19 protein-coding genes are annotated in these 16476 nt (G+C 69.6%); 10 read left to right on the forward strand and 9 right to left on the reverse strand.

The window, feature by feature from the left end; genetic code table 11:
- Window positions 1-55: 55 nt before the first annotated feature.
- The gene (locus tag ACX28W_RS29985) at window positions 56-538 is read right to left on the reverse strand and encodes an Asp23/Gls24 family envelope stress response protein (protein WP_459002871.1); all 483 of its coding nucleotides are present in this window, start codon (window positions 536-538) and stop codon (window positions 56-58) included.
- Between the two features lie 158 nt (window positions 539-696).
- On the opposite strand from ACX28W_RS29985, the gene ACX28W_RS29990 reads away from it, so the two are divergent.
- Window positions 697-1272 carry an RNA polymerase sigma factor gene (locus ACX28W_RS29990; protein WP_459002872.1) on the forward strand — a complete coding sequence of 192 codons (576 nt, stop codon included), beginning with the start codon at window positions 697-699 and terminating at the stop codon, window positions 1270-1272.
- The gene (locus ACX28W_RS29995) at window positions 1263-1412 is read left to right on the forward strand and encodes a hypothetical protein (RefSeq protein WP_459002874.1); all 150 of its coding nucleotides are present in this window, start codon (window positions 1263-1265) and stop codon (window positions 1410-1412) included. Before ACX28W_RS29990 ends, ACX28W_RS29995 begins: the two co-directional genes overlap by 10 nt.
- Window positions 1413-1800: 388 nt before the next feature.
- Here the strand turns inward: ACX28W_RS29995 and ACX28W_RS30000 are convergent, their stop codons facing one another.
- Window positions 1801-2169: an SAM-dependent methyltransferase gene (locus ACX28W_RS30000; RefSeq protein WP_459002875.1), complete on the reverse strand. Its 369-nt coding sequence runs from the start codon at window positions 2167-2169 to the stop codon at window positions 1801-1803.
- A 45-nt stretch (window positions 2170-2214) separates the two neighbouring features.
- Window positions 2215-2694 carry an NUDIX domain-containing protein gene (locus tag ACX28W_RS30005; RefSeq protein WP_459002877.1) on the reverse strand — a complete coding sequence of 160 codons (480 nt, stop codon included), beginning with the start codon at window positions 2692-2694 and terminating at the stop codon, window positions 2215-2217.
- A gap of 134 nt (window positions 2695-2828) precedes the next feature.
- Here ACX28W_RS30005 and ACX28W_RS30010 point away from each other — a divergent pair, with 134 nt between their 5' ends.
- Window positions 2829-2951, forward strand: a complete 123-nt coding sequence (locus ACX28W_RS30010) for an aldehyde dehydrogenase family protein (RefSeq protein ID WP_459002879.1) — start codon at window positions 2829-2831, stop codon at window positions 2949-2951.
- A 133-nt stretch (window positions 2952-3084) separates the two neighbouring features.
- Here the strand turns inward: ACX28W_RS30010 and sthA are convergent, their stop codons facing one another.
- Window positions 3085-4488, reverse strand: a complete 1404-nt coding sequence (gene sthA, locus ACX28W_RS30015; protein WP_459002880.1) for a Si-specific NAD(P)(+) transhydrogenase — start codon at window positions 4486-4488, stop codon at window positions 3085-3087.
- Between the two features lie 79 nt (window positions 4489-4567).
- Window positions 4568-5896 (reverse strand): enolase C-terminal domain-like protein, encoded by a 1329-nt coding sequence (locus ACX28W_RS30020; protein ID WP_459002948.1) that lies wholly within the window; start codon window positions 5894-5896, stop codon window positions 4568-4570.
- 106 nt (window positions 5897-6002) lie between these two features.
- Here ACX28W_RS30020 and ACX28W_RS30025 point away from each other — a divergent pair, with 106 nt between their 5' ends.
- Window positions 6003-6371 (forward strand): metallophosphoesterase family protein, encoded by a 369-nt coding sequence (locus ACX28W_RS30025; protein WP_459002881.1) that lies wholly within the window; start codon window positions 6003-6005, stop codon window positions 6369-6371.
- Window positions 6332-6520, forward strand: coding sequence for a hypothetical protein (locus tag ACX28W_RS30030; RefSeq protein ID WP_459002950.1), 189 nt, complete (start codon window positions 6332-6334; stop codon window positions 6518-6520). The genes ACX28W_RS30025 and ACX28W_RS30030 overlap by 40 nt, the downstream gene beginning before the upstream one ends.
- Window positions 6521-6731: 211 nt before the next feature.
- On the opposite strand, the gene ACX28W_RS30035 is transcribed toward ACX28W_RS30030, so the two are convergent.
- Window positions 6732-7352: an L-threonylcarbamoyladenylate synthase gene (locus ACX28W_RS30035; RefSeq protein ID WP_459002882.1), complete on the reverse strand. Its 621-nt coding sequence runs from the start codon at window positions 7350-7352 to the stop codon at window positions 6732-6734.
- A 263-nt stretch (window positions 7353-7615) separates the two neighbouring features.
- On the opposite strand from ACX28W_RS30035, the gene ACX28W_RS30040 reads away from it, so the two are divergent.
- From ACX28W_RS30040 to ACX28W_RS30050, 3 genes are all read left to right on the forward strand, one after another.
- Window positions 7616-7828 carry an AfsR/SARP family transcriptional regulator gene (locus ACX28W_RS30040; RefSeq protein WP_459002952.1) on the forward strand — a complete coding sequence of 71 codons (213 nt, stop codon included), beginning with the start codon at window positions 7616-7618 and terminating at the stop codon, window positions 7826-7828.
- A complete protein-coding gene (locus tag ACX28W_RS30045; RefSeq protein WP_459002883.1) occupies window positions 7768-8448 on the forward strand; it encodes an aminotransferase class V-fold PLP-dependent enzyme in 681 nt (226 codons plus the stop codon). The genes ACX28W_RS30040 and ACX28W_RS30045 overlap by 61 nt, the downstream gene beginning before the upstream one ends.
- 650 nt (window positions 8449-9098) lie before the next feature.
- Window positions 9099-10361, forward strand: coding sequence for a serine hydrolase domain-containing protein (locus tag ACX28W_RS30050; protein WP_459002884.1), 1263 nt, complete (start codon window positions 9099-9101; stop codon window positions 10359-10361).
- A gap of 82 nt (window positions 10362-10443) precedes the next feature.
- On the opposite strand, the gene ACX28W_RS30055 is transcribed toward ACX28W_RS30050, so the two are convergent.
- Complete coding sequence (locus ACX28W_RS30055; RefSeq protein WP_459002885.1) at window positions 10444-10755, reverse strand: hypothetical protein; 312 nt, start codon at window positions 10753-10755, stop codon at window positions 10444-10446.
- A 559-nt stretch (window positions 10756-11314) separates the two neighbouring features.
- Between ACX28W_RS30055 and ACX28W_RS30060 the strand changes: the two genes are divergently transcribed.
- Together ACX28W_RS30060 and ACX28W_RS30065 are read left to right on the forward strand one after the other, a co-directional pair.
- Entirely contained in the window at window positions 11315-11719 is a 405-nt protein-coding gene (locus ACX28W_RS30060; RefSeq protein ID WP_459002886.1) for a hypothetical protein, read from the forward strand.
- Window positions 11716-14592 carry an NACHT domain-containing protein gene (locus tag ACX28W_RS30065; protein WP_459002887.1) on the forward strand — a complete coding sequence of 959 codons (2877 nt, stop codon included), beginning with the start codon at window positions 11716-11718 and terminating at the stop codon, window positions 14590-14592. Before ACX28W_RS30060 ends, ACX28W_RS30065 begins: the two co-directional genes overlap by 4 nt.
- A gap of 283 nt (window positions 14593-14875) precedes the next feature.
- Here ACX28W_RS30065 and ACX28W_RS30070 read toward each other — a convergent pair whose 3' ends face one another.
- Both ACX28W_RS30070 and ACX28W_RS30075 read right to left on the reverse strand, forming a co-directional pair.
- Complete coding sequence (locus ACX28W_RS30070; RefSeq protein WP_459002888.1) at window positions 14876-15538, reverse strand: spherulation-specific family 4 protein; 663 nt, start codon at window positions 15536-15538, stop codon at window positions 14876-14878.
- Window positions 15535-16470 (reverse strand): NAD-dependent epimerase/dehydratase family protein, encoded by a 936-nt coding sequence (locus ACX28W_RS30075; RefSeq protein WP_459002889.1) that lies wholly within the window; start codon window positions 16468-16470, stop codon window positions 15535-15537. The genes ACX28W_RS30070 and ACX28W_RS30075 overlap by 4 nt, the downstream gene beginning before the upstream one ends.
- Window positions 16471-16476: the final 6 nt, after the last annotated feature.

Raw genomic sequence — 16476 nt, forward strand, 5'->3', positions numbered from 1 at the left:
TTTCGCCGTGATCACCCGCTCATGCCCGAGGACGCGGCGGTGGTCACGACAGCGGTCACCTCACGCGGCCCTCGTCCGGTTCGGTCTGCTCCTCCTCGTCGGGGAGGTGGACGTCGTCGACGACGATGTTCACCTCGACGACCTCCAGCCCCGTCATCCGCTCCACGGCGCTGATCACGTTGGTGCGTACGCCGCCGGCGACGTCGACGATGGAGACGCCGTACTCGACGACGACGTCCAGGTCTACCGCGGCCTCGCGCTCGCCTACCTCGACCTTGACTCCGCGCGTGACGCCTCCGCCTGCGCCGGGGACGCGTTCCCGCATGGCGCCCAAGGCGCGGGCCATTCCTGCTCCCAGGCTGTGGATGCCCGGTACCTCACGGGCGGCCATGCCCGCGATCTTGGCCACCACGCCGTCTGCGATGGTGGTCTTCCCTCGTGTCTCGGCCGGAGTCCCGGCCCCGGTACGACCCTTCAGCGCGCTCACGCCCGCATCGGGCCGGCCGCCCCCGCCGACGCTGGTGATGTTGTCCGTCATGGCGGTCGCCTCGATCGTTCGGTAGGAGACACCTGCGTGGTGCCGACCAAAAGGTTGGACACACGTGGCGGCGCACTTCTCACACCCATCGAGTGTGACGTGCATCACATGTCTGTGTGGGGGTACACGCTCGTTCTGAGCCCTGTGCGGGAGTTGTCATGATCGAACGCACTGCTTCCCCACGGCTGGAATGCGACCTGCCGGACGGACTGCTGGCCGTACGGGCGGCCGAAGGAGACGAGGACTCCTTTGCCGTTCTCGTCCGACGGCACAGCCGGTCCCTCCTGAGCCTGGCCCGTTGCATGCTCGACAACCCCCAGGACGCCGAGGACGCTGTCCAGGACGCCTTCGTCAGCGCCTGGCGGCGACTTCCGGAATACCGTCATAGCGCAGAGTTCCGTACCTGGATGTACCGGATCACCGTCAACCGCTGCCTGACCATGCGCCGGCGCCGGCTGCCGCCCCTCTCCCTTAACACCGTCGTCGAACCCGCGGCGGGCGACGCGTGGAGCCAGCCCGCCCGGTCCGCCGAGCTGGACGCGGCCACCGCCGCCCTGACCCGCGCGCTCGCCGAGCTGGACGCCGGGCAGCGGATCTGCTGGATCCTGAGGGAAGTGCAGGGCCTGCCCTACAAGGAGATAGCCCACGAGACGCGGACCAGCGAGCCGACGGTGCGCGGCAGACTGTTCCGGGCACGCCGATCCCTGCAGGAGGCGCTGGGCCCATGGCGCTAGACGACCCGCACACGCGGCCTCCCGAACCGCCCGGAGCCGACGGGCCCCGCACCGGATCGGCCGCCGCCCACGTGCCCCCGGAGCCGGTCACCGTCACGGTCACCGTGACCCGTATCGCCGCCCCATACGACGCGTCATGAGCGCCGTGGGCGACGGCCCCGCGGACCGTCAGCAGAGCGTGGCCGACCCGGCACCCCTGCCGCGCTGGAAGGACTCGCTGCTCCCCTGGCTGGGCGGTCGTCCAGTTGGCGTGAGGCGTCCGGAACGCGGCGCCTGGCTCCTCGGGGATCAGCTGTCCGGGCCTGTTGTTGAGGACGAAGCTCCGGTGGTGCGTGAAACGCCGGCCGCTGGCTCGTCGCGGTGGATGTCGGTCGGACCGAGGCGACCGTCTCGGCTCCGGCCAGATCGGGTGGGAGGAAACTGGTGACCACTTTCCCTGCCCGATCCGGTCAGGGAGGCGCTGACCTGTTTCAGGGCCGTGCGGGTGGCCGAGAAGCCGGCGGCGGGGGAGAGGTATGAGGACTGTGGCTATGCGCTCGTGGCGGTCCTGACCTGTAGGTTTCCGTGACACCTCTTGACCACGTCGCCCAGCACGAACTCGACATCGGTAACGCCCGCGTGGGTGCCGATGGCGCGCTTGTGCTGGGTGGGTGACAGCTCGATCGCGGTCATGCGCGCACCGTGGGCACGGGCCAGGTGCACGGCGTGGTGGCCGGCCCCGGAGCCGATGTCCAGCACGCGTTGTCCGGCGATCTCACCGAGGATCTCGGCCCCGGGACCGACGCCCTCCCACGGAGTCCAGTTCAACTGCTCCGGGACGGGCGGCATGAACTGACGGTTCAGCTGGCGTTGGCCGTAGACGGTCCAGGCATCGGTGTTGAGGTCCTCAACAGACACGGAACTCCCCTAGGTGTTGGGCGGGTTGACTATTTGGTTCATGGGCTACGGGCCGGTCACGTGATAGTTCGGGCCCTGGTCGCGGCGCGCACGCTCGATAGCGTCGAGGCGGGCGAAGGGCACCTCGCCCATCAGCCGCTGCCACTCGTCAAGATCGTGGATGGCCCGCATGTCGTGCTCGGCCGGGTCGAGGCGGATCTGGCGCAGCTGGTCAGAGCCGAGCCGGCCGCCGTCGAAGATGAACCCGATCTTGCCCAGTGGCCAGCGGGGGCGGGGGTGGATGTAGTGCGTCAGCAGCAGGCGAGGTGCTCCCTGTCCGAGGTCGAGCCCGGTCTCCTCGGCCGCTTCGCGGCGTGCGGTCTCCAGCGGGTCTTCCCCGCCGTCGGTGTTGCCTCCGGGGAACTGCCACAACCTGCTGCCGCACACCGAGCGCAGCTGCACCGGCCGATCCTGCTCGTCGCGTACGTACAGGCAGCCGTACACCGTGTGGTGGGGCGCCGTCTGTACGTACTCCGTAGGCGTCATCGGCAGGGGATGGCCGGGCCGTCCCGGACGGTGGTCGAACTCGAACGCCAGGGGGCCGAGCGCTTCCTTGTCCGGCGGGTAGATGCGGTGGAGGTTGACGAGCTGCTCGGCGCGCGAGGCGTCAGGATCGATGCGTGCCGGCCCTCGACCTGCGCATGTCCTTCGGCGGCGTCAAGCAGAGCGGCATCGGGCGTGAGTTCGGCACGGCGGGCTTGAAGGAGTACGTGGAGGAGCACTCCATCCGCCTGCTGAAGTAGCGGCGTTGCCACCCCCGTCAGCCCTCCGCAGACGGCGGGCTGACGGGCAGCGATCGTCAGGCCGACTACCGGCCATCTCCACCAGGGCGACCGCGCTCCCGCAGCGAGCCGTAGGACGGCCGCGTCGTCGCGGTCAGTCCCTGAGCCGGTCGATCTGGCGGATCTTGTTGGTCGCATCCAGGGCGGCGACCTTGTAGGACTCGGCGAGCGTCGGGTAGTTGAACACCGCGTCGACCAGGTAGTCGACCGTGCCGCCACAGCCCATCACCGACTGACCGATGTGGATCAGCTCGGTGGCCCCGGTTCCGAAGCAGTGCACGCCGAGCAGTTTGCGGTCCTCCGGGGAGACCAACAGCTTGAGCATGCCGTGCGAGTCGCCGATGATCTGCCCCCGGGCCAGTTCGCGGTAGCGGGAGATACCGACCTCGAAGGGCACGCACGCCTCGGTGAGCTGGTCCTCGGTCCGCCCGATGAAGCTGATTTCCGGGATGGTGTAGATGCCGATCGGCTGGAGGTCGTGCATCGGGTGCACCGGCTCGCCGAAGGCGTGGTACGCCGCCGTACGCCCCTGCTCCATCGAGGTCGCCGCCAGTGCCGGGAAGCCGATGACGTCCCCGACGGCGTAGATGTGCGGCACCTCGGTGCGGTAGTGCTCGTCGACCTTGATGCGGCCGCGCGGGTCGGCGGACAAGCCGGCCTTGTCCAGGTCGAGTTCGTCGGTGAGGCCCTGCCGGCCCGCGGAGTACATCACGGCGTCCGCGGGGATCTTCTTGCCGCTCTCCAGGATGGTGAGGGTGCCCCGGGGATGACGTTCGACCGCGGCGACGGTCTCTCCGAAGCGGAAGGTGACTGCCAGGTCCCGCAGGTGGTACTTCAGCGACTCGATCACCTCGACATCGCAGAAGTCGAGCATCCCGGACCGCTTCTCGACCACCGTGATCTTGCTGCCGAGGGCGGCGAACATGGAGGCGTACTCCATGCCGATCACGCCGGCCCCGACGATGACCATGGAACGCGGCACCCGCTCGAGATTGAGCACGTTGTCCGAGTCCATGATCGTCCGTCCGTCGAACTCGACGGTCGCCGGCCGCGCCGGTCGGGTGCCGGTGGCGATGACGATGTGCTCGGCGCTCAACAGCCTTTCGTGGCCGTTCACTTCGGACAGGGCGACGGTGTGGTCGTCCACGAAGCGGCCGGTGCCGGCGAAGAGGGAGACGTGGTTGCGGGACAGCTGACTGCGGATGACGTCGACCTCGCGGCTGACCACGTGCTGGGTGCGCGCGGTCAGGTCGGCGACGGTGATGTCCTCCTTGAGGCGGTAGCTCTGACCGTACAGATCGCGCTGAGTGAGGCCGGTGAGATAGAGGACCGCCTCGCGCAGCGTCTTGGAGGGGATGGTCCCGGTGTGGATGGAGACCCCACCGACCATGTCGGGGCGGTCGACGACGGCGACCCGGCGGCCGAGCTTGGCCGCGGCGATGGCGGCCTTCTGGCCGCCCGGGCCGGAACCGATGACGAGCATGTCGAAGTCTGGCACCCTCCGGAGTCTGTCAGGCCGAAGTCCTCCCCCGAAAGGGTGAATTGGCAACGGTTGGCTCCGAACCGCCGCTCCCTGACTAACGGACAAGGCAGGGCCGCTTGCCGTCGAACTTCCAGCCGGGGACGAGGTAGCGCATCCCGATGGCGTCGTCACGCGCCCCCAACGCCTTCTCCCGGTAGAGCTCGTGGGCCGCGAGGAGCCGGTCCATGTCGAGTTGGACTCCCAGGCCGGGGGCGTCGGGGACAGCGATCTCGCCGTCGACGATGCGCGGCGGAGCGGTGGTGAGTCGCTCCAGGCCTTCCTGCCAGATCCAGTGCGTGTCCAGGGCGTTGTAGGCGCCCGGGGCCGCGGCCCCGCAGTGGGTCACCATGGCCAGTGAGATGTCGAAGTGATTGTTCGAGTGACAGCCCCAGGTCAGACCCATCGCCTCGCACAACTGAGCCACCCGCACCGAGCCCTGCATGGTCCAGAAGTGCGGATCGGCGAGCGGGATGGACACCGACTGCAGGGCCAGGGCGTGGGTCAACTGCCGCCAGTCGGTGGCGATCATGTTGGTCGCGGTCGGCAGACCCGTGGCGCGGCGGAACTCGGCCAGGATCTCCCGCCCGGAGTAGCCGCCTTCCGCCCCGCAGGGGTCCTCGGCATAGGCGAGCGTCCCGACCAGGGGCGTACACAGCTCGATCGCCTCGCGCAGCGACCACGCGCCGTTCGGATCGAGGGTGATCCGCGCCTCGGGGAAGCGGTCCTTCAGCGCCCGCACGGCTTGGACCTCCTCCACGCCCTCCAGGACACCCCCCTTGAGCTTGAAGTCGCGGAAGCCGTAGAGCTCGTAGGCGGCCTCGGCCTGCTGGACGATCGCCTCGGGGGTCAGGGCCTCCTCGTGCCGTATACGGTGCCAGTCCGCGGTCGCGTCGGGTTCACGGACGTACTCCAGGTCGGTGCGGTCGGGGTCACCGATGTAGAACAGATATCCGAGGAACCGTACGGAGGTCCGCTGCTGTCCGTCGCCCAGAAGCGCCGCGACGGGAACCTCGAGATGCTGCCCCAGGAGGTCGAGCAGCGCCGACTCGACGGCGGTGACGGCGTGGACGGTGGTCCGCAGGTCGAAGGTCTGGGCGCCGCGTCCGCCCGAGTCCCGGTCGGCGAAGCGGTCGCCGATCTCCCGCAGGACGCGCTTGTAGTCGCCCACCCTCGCCCCGAGGACGAGGGACTCGGCGTCCCGCAGCGTCCGGGCGATCGCCTCACCGCCCGGGACTTCGCCCAGACCGGTACGACCCTCGGAGTCCTTCAGTACGACCACGTTGCGGGTGAAGTAGGGGCCGTGCACGCCGGAGAGGTTCAGCTCCATGCTGTCCCGGCCGGCGACCGGGTAGACGGAGAACGCCGTGATGGTCGGCTGGCTCATGCTCTCGGCCTCCGCACTGAACCGTGTCATGGAATGCGTCCTCATATGTAGATGGTATCCATGTATGAAGATGGAGGCTAAGTTGGTGAACCGGTGAGGTCAACCAATGCGGGGCACGACGGCCCGAACGTCGTCCGTCCCATGGACATGGGAGGGGCCGTCGGCGCGCCGGTACGGGCCTGTAGGGAAAGTTGCGGTCGTCTCCGACATGCATGCGAACGTGGCGGCGCCGACCGCGGTCCTGGCGGAGACAGAAGAGGCCGACGTCGATCTGGTTGTCTCCTGCGGCGACCTGACCTGGGGCGCCGAACCGGACCGCAGGGTGGCGCTGATGACCGGGCTGCCGCGGGCCCTCTTCGTGCGGGGCAACGGTGAACGCGCGGTCAGGACGTGCGCCGCGGCCCCCGGCGGCCGAGCACCGCACGGGAGGCGCGGGTGCCGCGGCAGCACTTGGACACGAGTGTCGAGTTCGTAGCCGGCATCCCCTTCAGCGTGGTGGTGGACGTCATCGGCCTGGGGCCGGTGCGCTTCTGCCGCGGATCGCCGCGCAGCGACACGGAATTGGTCACGCCCGCCACTCCCGCCGAGCGCTTCGCCGCACTGGCGGCGGACGTCGAGGAGTAGGTGATCGCCACCGGGCACACCCACCTGCAGTTCGACCGCACCGTCGCCGGACGGCGCAGCGTCAATCCGGGAAGCGTGCGCTACCCAGGGCTTCCACAGCCATCAACCGGCTTACGACGCACCGCCTCGTTGCCGGCCCGAGCGTCAGCAATGTCTTGATCTGATATGCGACCTGTACGCTCTTGGTTCACGAGCTAGGTGACGACGGGGCTTAGGCGAACCGGGCGGGGTCTCCCGCTCCTCGGCGTACGACTTCGGGTTCCCCCTGAGAGAAGTCGACGACGGTTGTCGGTTCGGTGCCGCATTCACCGGAGTCGATGACCGCGTCCACCACGTGATCGAGTCGCTCCTTGATCTCCCATCCCTGGGTGAGCGGCTTCTCCTCGTCGGGGAGCAGCAGAGTGCTGGACAGCAACGGCTCGCCGAGTTCGGCGAGAAGTGCCTGGGCGACGACATGGTCGGGAATCCGGACCCCGACGGTTTTCTTCTTCGGGTGCAGCAACCTGCGCGGCGCCTCCTTCGTCGCCGGAAGAATGAACGTGTAACTGCCGGGCGTAGTGGCTTTGATCGCGCGAAACGCCGCGTTGTCGATCCGTACGAAATGGCCGAGCTGCGCGAAGTCCTGGCACATCAGTGTGAAGTGGTGCCGGTCGTCGAGCTGCCGAATCGAGCGGATCCGCTCGAGACTATCCCGGTTGCCGATCTGGCACCCGAGTGCGAAGCAGGAGTCGGTCGGATAGCTGACGAGACCTCCGGCACGGATCATCTCGGCCACCTGGCTGATGATGCGTTGCTGCGGGTTCTCCGGATGCACGTCGAAGTACTTGGCCATGCGCTGAGCTTAGATCCGCGGTGGTCTAGTTCCCTGTTCAGCTGCGTCGCGGGTCTGCCCTTTTGCAAGCACGGCCACCTTCGGCAGTACCCATGAACCTCTCCATAACGGACCTTAAAGTCTGCTTTGCGGGCCTCCTGTCGTCCCGACGACTTGGGTGCGGGCCGGTGAGCTCCCGTCTTCGGGGTGTTCGCGAAGGTCTTGGTTCTCATTAGCAAACCGTCCGTGCTGTTTTTTAATCGGGGGCCGGGTGGCGTACACCGATGAGGGGAGACGGCGTGGACATCGGGCTGCTGGGTGCACTGGATGTGAGGGAGAACGGGGTGTCGATCACTCCGAGCGCGCCGGAGCCCCGGCAGGTGCTGGCGCTGCACGCGGACCAAGTGGTTCCCCTGTCCGCGCTGGTCGAGGAGTTGTGGGGGGAGCCGTCGGCCAACTCCCCCTCGACGCCGCACGGATCGGATGCCATCTGCTGACCGGGGACGGCTGGAGGTTCCTGTGCGGCCCGTACTCCGTCGGATGTGCCTCCCTGGCCCCCCGGTTGCGCGGCGCACTCGAGGCAGCCACCCCGCACTGCCCCCCGCCGGAGACCGCCGCCGTCGCGGGCCTGAACGCGGCCCTCGGCCACCGCACGGCGACGGCCACCGCAGGCGAGGGCCTCGGGCTGCTGCCGGCCCTGCGCGCCGCGTTCGAGGAGACACCCGGCACCGAACTGATCGCCCCCGGCCCCATCCAGTCCGCCATCTTCGCCTTCCGCCACCACGAACTGCCCGCCGCGCTCATCCGCCGTCAACTCGCCGCCCGGGGCGTCATCGTGTGGAAGACCGTCGCGGAGGAAACCCCGCTCCACCTGCCCCCGCGCGGCACCGGCGGCGGTACCGCGCTGCGCGCATCCCTCCACCACGACAGCACCGCGCACGACATCGCCGCCTTCGGCCAGGCACTGAAGGACGTCGTCCGAGAGCAGCAGCCGCACTCCGCCCGCGCACACCCGGCCGCCCCCGCACGCTCGCAGGCCGCCCCCACGGCGGCCGACCCGCCCCGCCTTCGGGCGCCCGCCCGGCGGCGGCACCTCACCGTGTGCCAGTTACCGTGACTCCCACGGCCCCCGCGGCCCCGCCGCGCGCACCGTCCTGGACTGCTCCATCGGCACGTTGAGCAGCCCGCCGGTGCCGGGGGGAGACCGGTGATCGTGCACGCGGGCAGACGCAGACCGTGCCCTTCGAGGGTGTGAACGAGGCCACGCGCCCCAGCGCGGCGTCGTCGGCCGCCGTACCTCCGCAGCGCAAGGACGCGGGCGTGGACGCCGACCCGGGAGCGGCTCCTTCACCGGGAAATCCGGATCCAGTGCCCGGCATCAGCCAATGCCGCACCGGCCGCACCGGCTTCCCGCCCGTCACCCCCCTCCACCACCCACCACGGAACGGTGCCCGAACCCCGCCGTTCCGGGCCGCGCCGTCCGACGGGCGGCAATGCGCGGGCGCTCCTATGCTGGTGAGGTAGAGCCTTGAGGCCCGAGTCCGACGGCATGGCCGCGGCCTGCGGCCGGCCGCAATTCGCGCCCTGTCCGGCGATCCGGCCCCAAGCGACAGAGACATCCCCCGCGTACGCCGTCTGCCGGAGCCGGATGCTCGTGTCCCGCACGGCCTTGAGGACGGCATTGCCCGCGGGCGGACCCCATGCCCCGCCCCGCTCTCGCTCACGACGACCGCGCGGGCTTTGACCTCATGCGCTGGGAGTCGGTCCATGACGCATTCGTGCAGACGCAGACGCAGACGCAGGGGGGCCGCCACCGCGTTGGCGGTGGGCATGGTCATGGCGCCGGTCGCGAGCGGTACCGCCGTCGCGGCGCCCGTGTCCGTTCCCGCCGCGGGCACTGCCACCGAGCCGCCTCCGCCGTCCGACTCGACCGCGGACGGTTTTCGCACGCTCACGCCTGCCGTGACCCAGGAACTCGACGAGGCCGTCCGGCAGGTCATGCGGGAGGCGAACGTACCCGGGGTGACCGTCGGACTGTGGACACCCGGCCAGGGAAGCTACGTTCGGTCGTTCGGGGTCGCGGACAAGAGCAGCGGCCGGAAGATGTCGCCGGATCTGTACATGCGCATCGGCAGTGAGACCAAGACCTTCACCGTGACGGCGCTGCTGACGCTGGTCGACCAGGGCAAGGTGGGCCTGGACGATCCGATCGGCAAGTACGTCGACGGCGTGCCGGGCGGAGACAGGATCACGCTGCGCGAACTCGCCGGGATGCGCAGCGGGCTGTTCAACTACACCGAGGACTCGGGGTTCTTCACCGCCCTGACGTCCGACCCGCAGCGGCCGTTCACCCCGCAGCAGTTGCTCGACTACTCCTTCAAGCACCCCGTGCTCTTCCCGCCGGGCGAGAAGTTCGACTACTGCAACACCAACCTCATCCTGCTCGGTCTGGTCGTGGAGAAGATCAGCGGCCTGCCGATCGAGGACTACCTCCACAAGAACGTCCTCGCACCGGCCGGCCTGGACCACACCCTCTTCCCCACCGACGCGGAGTTCCCCACCCCGCACGCGCAGGGATACACGGACCAGACCGCGAGCGGGAAGGTCGAGGAGACGGCCGACTGGAACCCTTCCTGGGCCTGGGCGGCGGGCGCGACCATCTCCGACCTTCAGGATCTGCGGGTATGGGCACGCACGGTCGCCACCGGCATCCTGCCCAACGGCGACACCCTGATCAGTCCCGCCACCCAGAAGCAGCGGCTCATCACGCCTCCGACCACGATCCCGGGCGCCGGGTACGGTCTTGGCATTTTCAACGTCCAGGGCTGGATCGGGCACAACGGCTCCCTGCCCGGCTACGAATCCCTGACCATCTACCTTCCCTCGGCCCAGGCGACCCTCGTCGTCCTGCTGAACACCGACATCAACCACGACAACACCGAACCCAGCACACTCTTCGGCGACGCGATCACGAAGATCGTCACACCGCAGCACATCTTCAACCTGCCGGCACAGCCCGCGGCCCGTTGACTCGCACCGTCCGTGGTGACGTGAAGTGCCCCGGCCACACGGCGCGCTGGGGCATGCACAACGTCGATGACGTCGGCCCGCATCAACTGGCCGGCGAGAAGGATCGGGTCATTACGCTCGCCGATGCCCAGGCACGGACCTGGGGGTGCGTTACATCTACGACGAGCCGCACGGCATGCCCGGCAGCCTCGGGCAGGTGGCGGCGATGGTGTTGGCATTGGCGGACCTCCACGATGGGCAGCATGGTGACGGTGGCGGGGAGGCCGAGCTCCCGTGGTGTGGGGCCTGCAGGGGTGGGGATCTCGGTGTGCCGGTCCAGGAGCGCGTCGATGGCGGTTTGACCGTCGTCGACCGCGGCACGTTCATCTTCGGTCAACGGGATGGAAGCGAGCATGTGCTGCAAGTTCTCCTTGGCTTCGATGAGTTGGGCCTTGCTCGAGCCCTTGGGGGTGCAGAAGTCGCAGCGGGCGCAGGCCATCCGGTGCTGAGAGCAACATGAGCCCGCGTGGCCCGCATCGGGTCCCCGCTCTCCCGCTCGCACAAGTCCAGGTACTCCGCCAGCCCTCGGGCGTAGGCATCGATCGTCCTGGCCCAGCGAACCGATGAGGAGCTGGGTCCGGTTCGTGAGCGGGCCGCCGGTCTCCAGGCTGCAGCGGTATGAGGGCAAGGCCACCAAGCTGGGGGTGAGCGTGCGCACCGGTGGGTGCGGGCCTTCCTCCTCGACCGGGAGGCAAGTCTGGTGCGCGACGGCCCGGAGCGGGCGTCCGGCCGCAGCCGGCATGCGCTCATCACGTCCCTCAGAGAGGACACGATCGTCCGACGTTCGTCGGCGGATCACGAACTGATTGAGGTTCAGAGTCCTTGCGGGGACGGAACGTACAGTGATGACGGAATCAGTGACACAGACATGCCATGAACCATGGTCCGACAGGGGGCGTACGGTGGACCCGATCGTGCTGGCAGCAGGAACCGCACTCGTGGGCGCCATGGCCACGGACGTCTGGCAGCAGGCCCGGACCGCGACGGTCGACCTGTGGCGTCGGATACAGCCCGGGCGCGCCGACGGCATCGACGCCGAACTGGACAACCTCCGTGCTCAGGTGCTCGCGGCCCGGGAGGCCGGGGACGCGGACACCGAGCAGGCCCTGGCGGGTGCCTGGCGGCTGCGTCTGCAGGAACTCTTCCGCGACAACCCTGGTCTCGCCGCCGAGCTCCGACAACTGCTCGACGAGCATCTCACCCCGGCTCTCCCGGAGAACGAACAGGCCCAGGTCCGGTCGGTCGTCATGAGGGTCGAGGCGCGTGACAACTCCCGTGTGTACATGGCGGGCGGAGACCAGCACATCACGGGCGCATGAACACACCCTCCCGCGACCCGGACCCGACCCGTGTCGAGATCGAAGCGCACGCTCATGACAACGCCCAGGTCTACATCGCGGGAGGGAATCTCTACGTCACCCCGTCCGGCTCGGCGACCAGCGACGAGCATGGCCCTTCCGGGGGCACGGTCCATGCTCTCCGGGTGTTCGAAGGGCCGTCGCTCCTGCTCTGCGCCGGCGCGGCACTCGTCGTCGCGGCGCTGTCCGGTCGGGAGAATCCGAATGGCAGCCTCATAGGATTCGTACTGCTGCTGGCGGGCTTGGGCGTACTGACCATGGCGGTTGCTCTGACGCGGCGCCGCTACTGGCGCTGGCAGCAGATCCGGCTGCTGAACAGCCCCGCGCTCATGCGCCGTCATGACCGGCGGCTGGACCGCACAGCGCAGCAACTCGCCAGCGCCCTGCGCTCGCAGTGGGAGGCTGAGGAGAGGCTGCGCAAGGTGCAGCATCCCAGTCCGCTGCCGGTGCGATGGATCACTGAGGACCGGTTATCCGACCACTGGTCGAGCGTGCGCGGGGACGCCGGGTGCGACACGCCCTTGGACCTCTCGGGCGACTTCGCTTCCGTCGCTGAGACATACGCCCGGGTGCCTTCCGGCAGGCTGCTTTTGGTCGGTGGCCCGGGCGCCGGCAAGTCCGTACTCGCTCTGCGGTTCGCGCTGGACCAAGTCCGTCGGGCCAAGCCCGGCGACCGCATCCCGGTGATCCTTCCGCTGGCATCCTGGGATCCGATCGCCCAGGACCTGGAGTCCTGGGCGGCAGCGCGGCTGATGCTCGACCATTCCTGGCTGGCGACCCGCACCGCCCAGGGGACCACCCTCGCTGCCGAACTTCTGTGCACCGGAAGGCTGTTGCCGGTTCTCGACGGCTTCGATGAGATCCGTTCCGAGGCCCGCCCCGACGCCATTCGGCGACTGCGCGCTGCACTCGGACATGCGGACCCCATCGTCGTCACCAGCCGGGTCTACGAGTTCGACGCCGCCGTTGCCTCGGCAGGCTTCCTGCTGCCCGCCACCGCGGCTGTCCGCCTGCTGCCCCTGAGCCTGGACGAAGTGGCCGAACATCTGCGCCGAACCACGCGCAAGGTGGTCACCGGTGACCTGGTGTCCACCAAGTGGGACCGGGTGTTCGTCCCGCTGCGCGAGGGCGTCGGCGACGTACACGTCGAGCGGCTGCGAAACATCCTGACGACACCACTCATGGCCTCGCTGGCCCGCACCGCTTACAGCGAGACAGCTCGTGACCCGTCCGAACTCCTGGACGGCGTCGGTTTCCCCACCGAAGCGTCGATCGAGGACCACCTGCTGGACCAGCTCATCCCGGCGGTCTCCGACCAGCCGGAGCAGGCAACGCGGTGGCTGGTGTTCCTCGCTCAGCGGCTCGATGCCCTGGACACCCAGGACCTGGCGTGGTGGCAGCTCAGTCGGCCAGCTGCGGGCGTCCTGCGGACGCTGGGGGCGGCGTTGGCACTCGCCGCGTCCGTCACCGTCGTGCGGTGGCTGTTCGACGACACGGAGACTTCATGGATCTTCGGTCTGCCGGTGTGGATTCCGGTGGGGCTCATGGGCCTCCTGTCGGTGGCCGAAGTGGCGCTCGGGTCGCGCGGACAGCTGCCCTTGCCCCACCACTTCCAGCGCCCTGCATCGATCGGCCGCTTCCTGCTGGGTGCCATGGCAGGGTTCGCCTGGGTCCTGACGTGCAGCCTTTGGCTGATCGACGTCGGCGTCGTCCGGGTGCTGGTGCTGGTGCTCTACGCCGCTGCGCTGAGCTCCATGCTGCATCCCGCCGTCCCCCTGGCCGTCGGGCGCAGCCCAAGATGGGTGCTGCGCCAGGACCGCAGAGCGACTGTGGCCTCCCTCGGACTGGGAAACCTGTGGGCGGGAGGCGTCCCCTACCTGAGGGCCGCCGTGCCCATGCTGGCCCCCGTCGTCGCCCTGGCGACCTGGGAGTCCAACGCGGGGCACGGCGCCGTCGGCCCTGTCGACTGGGCTGTCACCATCGCCGTCTCGATCGCCGCGTTGGTGGTGTTCGCTGTGTGCGTCTCCGCCTGGGGTACCTTCACAGCGGCCAGAGTGCGGCCGTGGCTCGCCGGGCAACTCCCCTGGGACCTCATGGGTTTCCTCGAGGACGCGCACCGCCGCGGCATCCTGCGGCAATCGGGCGCGCACTACCAATTCCGGCACGCTCGGCTTCAGGAGCGGCTTGTCATCCGTGCCGGACATCGGCCATCCCTGACCCGGCCGGCACCAGCACGGCGACCGCGTAACCCACTCATGGCTGCTGCCGTTTCAAAGGTGCTGGTGTCGGGGCCCTCCCTGTTTCTCCTGCTCGTGGCCGGTACGACGTTGCCCGCCTTCAGCCAATCGCCGGGCGCCCCCGGGCCGCGTCTGTCGATCAGACCGGGCTGCGAACTACTTGACCGGAACACTCTCACGACCGTTCTCCCCGAACCGGAAATCATCGGCGAGCCGGACGGCGGCGACACGTGCTGGTGGGTCAACGAACGAACGATCCCGGACGAGTCGAACGTACAGCTCACAGCGCAGGCGCTCCAACCCTTCTTCCGGTACAACGCGGTGCAGTGGGCAGAGAAGAAGTTCGAGTCGGAATCCGCAACACTCTACGAACCTCGATACACCGGACACCCCGCAGGGCTGGGAGACGAAGCCACCACAGTGATCCAGCTCAAAAAGTCGCAGGCGATGACCGAGACCGTCGTACGCGTCGACAACGTTCTGATCTCCATCACCTGCGTGGTGGACGTCCCCCGGGGCGACGACGAAACGTTGGCGCGCCAGGCCCGTGCCACCGAGAACCTGGCGCGTGTCGCCGTAAGCAACCTCGGCCCATAGCCAGGCGATGACGCCCGCCGCGAGGGCATCCAGCTCGCCCTGATCCGTCTCGCCGCCTACCACGACAGCCACGACGTTCCCATCGACTACGCCCGACGAGGCCGCCTCGACCACACCGACCTGCTCGCCGCCAACCCGCTCGCCGACGGATGACTCGCCGGCCCAGGGACATGGCAAACGTAACGGCAGGACTCCTTTGAGGCAGCCGGGGTTGCGGTCTGCTCGGTGGCCGCCCGGCCGGTTGGCGTGGTCGAAGCGTGGTGCCCGCCGGGCCCACGGGATGTCACGCATCCGTCCCGCCCAGGGCGGGTGTCAACCCCGACCAGGGATTGGGTAGCTCGCCCGTCACCGGCCCGGCGACCGCCGCGCCGCGATCACGCGCGGTGCGGACGGCGAGCGGGACGAGCGCCTCGGGTACGCCGTACACGAGGTGGCAGAACCGCTCGGGCGGGTGCCGGATGGTCCACGCCGGTCTGCTGAACGCCGACACGTACGTGGACCAGTGGCCCTCGAAGGTGACGACCAGATCCGCGAGGCGGGCGTACCCCGGCGCCGGATGGACGCCCGGGTTCAGCACGACAGGAGCCGCGCCGAGCCGGCGGACGGTTCCCACCAGCCGTCTGCAGGCGGGCAGCGCGGCCGGGGCCGGGGACACCCGGTCGAGGAAGCAGCCGTGGGTCGCGTACCACTCCCGGTGCCGCACGACATCGGCCGCGATCTCGTCCGGGTCGCGCGCACCGTAGTCGGTGTCGACGTACCCGAGCAGCCGGGCGCCGGCCGCCCGCAGCGCGCCGGCCGCCGCGGTGAACGCCGGGTCGGGGCCCGGGCCCGGACCGTTGGCGGGGTTGAGCACGACCGCGTACGTACGGTCCGCCGCCGTGATCAGGCGGTGCCAGGCGCCCGGGTCCTCGCCCGGGTGGACGTACAGCGGAATCAGCAGGCTCACGACGCGCGGCCACCTTCCCCCTGCCGGGGGGCGGCATCCGTATCCGCGGTGGTGGCCGCCCACAGCGCGGCCAGCGATTCGTCGAGGGTCCGGGACGGACGCCAGCCCAGCGCGTCACCGGCGGCGGTGATGTCGGAGCACTGCCACGACACCTCCCCCGAGCGGGCGGATCCGCCGCTGTCCTCCTCGATCCGCCCCCGGAACCCGGCGATGTGCGCCAGGGCCCGCACCAGATCGCGCACCAGGACGGCCTTCCCGCCGCCGATGTTGAGGACGCGCGGCAGGGGCCCGGGCGCCGTCGCCGCGCACACCGCGGCCCGCGCCACGTCGCGTACGTCCACGAAGTCGCGGTACGCCGACAGGTCACCCAGCCCGATCACCGCGTCCGGGTCCCGGCCGGCCTCGCGCAGCAGCCCGGCGATCCGGCCGGGCAGCCCGGCCGACGGCGCCCCGGGCCCCACCGGGTTGCCCACCCGCAGCACCACCGCGTCCAGGCCGGAGGCGGTGACGGTGATCGTGCCGGCGAGCTTGGTGGCGCCGTACGGGGTGACGGGACGGGTGGCCGCCGACTCCGTCACGCTGGTGTCCGGGGTGCCCGGGCCGTACTCGGCGGCCGAGCCGAGATGGACGAGCCGCGCCGCGGGTGCTGCCTCGCGCAGCGCCGCGCACAGGACCGCGGGGCCACGGGAGTTGACCTCGGCGAGCGTCACGGCATCTCCGCCGGTCGAGCCGGCGCAGTTGATCACGGCGTCAGGCGCCGCCGACGCCAGTGCCTGTGCCAGCCGGTCCGTGCGGACGGTGGCGAGGTCGATGCCGAGCTCGGCGGCGGGCGAGCGGCCGCCGCCGAGCACCCGCACGCCCGGCGCGGCGTGCAACTGCTCGACGACGTGGCCGCCCAGATAGCCGGTGAAGCCCAGGACGAGAATGCGCATGCGAGG

This window comes from Streptomyces sp. SD15 (assembly GCF_054462255.1).

Coding starts and splice junctions, on each gene's coding strand:
- ACX28W_RS29985 (WP_459002871.1), bottom strand. CDS start 538: ATGACGGACAACATCACCAGCGTCGGCGGGGGCGGCCGGCCCGATGCG.
- ACX28W_RS29990 (WP_459002872.1), top strand. CDS start 697: ATGATCGAACGCACTGCTTCCCCACGGCTGGAATGCGACCTGCCGGAC.
- ACX28W_RS29995 (WP_459002874.1), top strand. CDS start 1,263: ATGGCGCTAGACGACCCGCACACGCGGCCTCCCGAACCGCCCGGAGCC.
- ACX28W_RS30005 (WP_459002877.1), bottom strand. CDS start 2,694: ATGACGCCTACGGAGTACGTACAGACGGCGCCCCACCACACGGTGTAC.
- ACX28W_RS30020 (WP_459002948.1), bottom strand. CDS start 5,896: ATGAGCCAGCCGACCATCACGGCGTTCTCCGTCTACCCGGTCGCCGGC.
- ACX28W_RS30025 (WP_459002881.1), top strand. CDS start 6,003: ATGCGGGGCACGACGGCCCGAACGTCGTCCGTCCCATGGACATGGGAG.
- ACX28W_RS30035 (WP_459002882.1), bottom strand. CDS start 7,352: ATGGCCAAGTACTTCGACGTGCATCCGGAGAACCCGCAGCAACGCATC.
- ACX28W_RS30040 (WP_459002952.1), top strand. CDS start 7,616: ATGAGGGGAGACGGCGTGGACATCGGGCTGCTGGGTGCACTGGATGTG.
- ACX28W_RS30050 (WP_459002884.1), top strand. CDS start 9,099: ATGACGCATTCGTGCAGACGCAGACGCAGACGCAGGGGGGCCGCCACC.
- ACX28W_RS30055 (WP_459002885.1), bottom strand. CDS start 10,755: ATGCTCGCTTCCATCCCGTTGACCGAAGATGAACGTGCCGCGGTCGAC.
- ACX28W_RS30065 (WP_459002887.1), top strand. CDS start 11,716: ATGAACACACCCTCCCGCGACCCGGACCCGACCCGTGTCGAGATCGAA.
- ACX28W_RS30075 (WP_459002889.1), bottom strand. CDS start 16,470: ATGCGCATTCTCGTCCTGGGCTTCACCGGCTATCTGGGCGGCCACGTC.